The sequence below is a fragment of the Longimicrobium sp. genome (assembly GCA_036389135.1).
In the GTDB taxonomy this organism is placed as follows: Bacteria; Gemmatimonadota; Gemmatimonadetes; order Longimicrobiales; family Longimicrobiaceae; genus Longimicrobium.
Window position 1 is genome coordinate 1 of the sequence record DASVQP010000097.1, and the last position, 1,992, is coordinate 1,992.

Sequence of the window (1,992 nt, forward strand, 5' to 3'; positions counted from 1 at the left end):
ACCGATGAAATCTCTCCGCGAAAATGCGACTAAAGTCGCGGCTACAACGGCGCGCAGTCCGCCTTCGCGCAATACCGTTCACCTAAGCACCACGATGACAGGCGGTTCGACTCTGATGGACTTCTCATTCCGTCGTCGCACCGGGTACGGGCTCTGCTTGCGCTTGACGCCGCGCTTGGCCTTGCGGTGCCGGCGCGGGCCGACGTCGACCTCCAGGATCTCGTCCAGCACCACGCGGTGCAGCCGCATCCACTCCCGAGGGGGGAAGGGCCGCGAAGCGCGGCAGGGTTCGGCGGACGACGTTCACCGTGTGGGTGAAGGAGATCCGGTCCGGGTCCCGCCCGGCGTGCAGCGCCGCCTCGTGCATCAGCGCCCGGAGCGCGAAGTGGGCCAGCAGCAGGCCGTAGATCTCCTGCTTCACCAGCTCGGGCGTCTGGCTGCGCAGCACCGTGCGCGCGCCGCGCAGGTGCGTCTTGAACTCGTCCAGCGCGGTCTCGAACTCCCAGCGCTCGTGGTAGAGCTGGGCCAGCTCCGCCGCCGGGGCGCGCTTCCAGTCCAGGATCGAGGTGATGATGCGGATCTTCTCTCCGCCGTCGACCTGGTAGTCGATCACCCGCACCGGGATCGCCTCGCCCTGCGGCTTCCCGTTCTCCCATTTCGGGTAGAAGTGGGCGAGACACGAGCCGTCGGGGAGGTGCTCCTGGACCGGGAGGCGGATGTTCTCCCGGATGCGCCACACCAGCTCGGCCCCGGTTTCCAGCGCCTGCTTCCACAGCGCGTAGCCGGGGAAGTAGCGGTCGGCCAGGCAGAGCATCCCCGGCCCGAGCCGCGGCAGCACCCGCCTGGCCAGCGTGATCTCGCCCGTGGCGTAGCTGTCCACCTCGGCCGCGAAGAGCACGTGCGTGCCCACCTCGGCCAGCGCCACCCCGCGCACCCGCGGGTACGCGCTCTCGCCGCCCGAGGGCGACTCCGGCCGCGCGAACGCCGCCCGGTTCGCCTCCGTGTCCGGCACCTCCAGCGTGAAGCCGTCCAGCGCCACCACCTTCCACCCGCGGTACCACGCGCCCTGCGTCTGCTCGGTCGCGATGGGCTTGACCACCTCCTGGTACAGCCGCTTCACCGGCTCCACCCCCAGGCGCGTGCGCGCCTGCGAGATGGCCGACTTCGCCGCCGTCTTCACCCGCTTCCGCTCCCCCAGGATCGCCTTCAGCCCCTCCTGCAGCAGCCGCAGCACCTCGCGCGTGTCCTGCGGACGGAAGAGCCCCAGCGCGATCACGTAGTACATCATCACGTGCGCCGGCAGGTCGCGCACCCGCTCGCTCGCCCGCCCGGTTTCCTTCAGCACCTCGTGGATCTGGTCCAGCGGGAACCGCGTCGTCAGCACGCCGATGTTCATCAGGTCGCTGAGCCGATCCTCCTCCTGACGGGGCTTCCTGGTGCGGGCCATGCGGGCTCCTGGGGTGAGGGTTCACTCCAAGATAACACATTGCCGCAGAAAAGTGAACAGTATTGCGCGCAGGCGGACTGTGCGCCGTTGTAGCCGCGACGTAACCGTTCAGTGGGTAGGCAGGAGCGCAGGGACCACGGCGCCGGCGCGAATTGCCGAGACGGCTTGGGCGAGGTAGTCCAGCGGGTGCATTCGCTGCTGTCGACAGGTGGCGGTGAGGGTGAGCATGCGCTCCACGTAGCGAAGTCCGTTCTCGCTCTGGCTGCCGAAACACCCCTTTCGCCACAGCACTGCGGGACGCAGCGCCCGCTCGGCGGCGTTGTTGGTCGGCTCCACGGGCTCCTGCACGAAGGTCCAGAGCGAGGGCCACAGCTTCAGCACGTTGCGACAGAAGCCGGCCACCCGCCTGTCCGACGAGGCCGCACCTTCCTGGAGCAGGTGATCGAGGCGCGCCCGCACCGGCTCGATCTGCTTCGCGAGCTGGGCCCGGTCCAGTTTCCCGTCCTGGAGATCCCACCAGAGCTGGAACACCTGCTCGCAGATGG

The 1,992-nt window shown here is 68.9% G+C and carries 2 protein-coding genes; both read right to left on the reverse strand.

Annotation, left to right across the window (positions count from 1 at the left end; translation table 11 throughout):
- Window positions 1-124 precede the first annotated feature (124 nt).
- Window positions 125-1,447: an IS4 family transposase gene (locus tag VF584_20815; GenBank protein HEX8212632.1), complete on the reverse strand. Its 1,323-nt coding sequence runs from the start codon at window positions 1,445-1,447 to the stop codon at window positions 125-127.
- A 108-nt stretch (window positions 1,448-1,555) separates the two neighbouring features.
- Window positions 1,556-1,992 (reverse strand): transposase (locus VF584_20820; GenBank protein HEX8212633.1); only part of this gene is annotated, 437 nt, incomplete at its 5' end.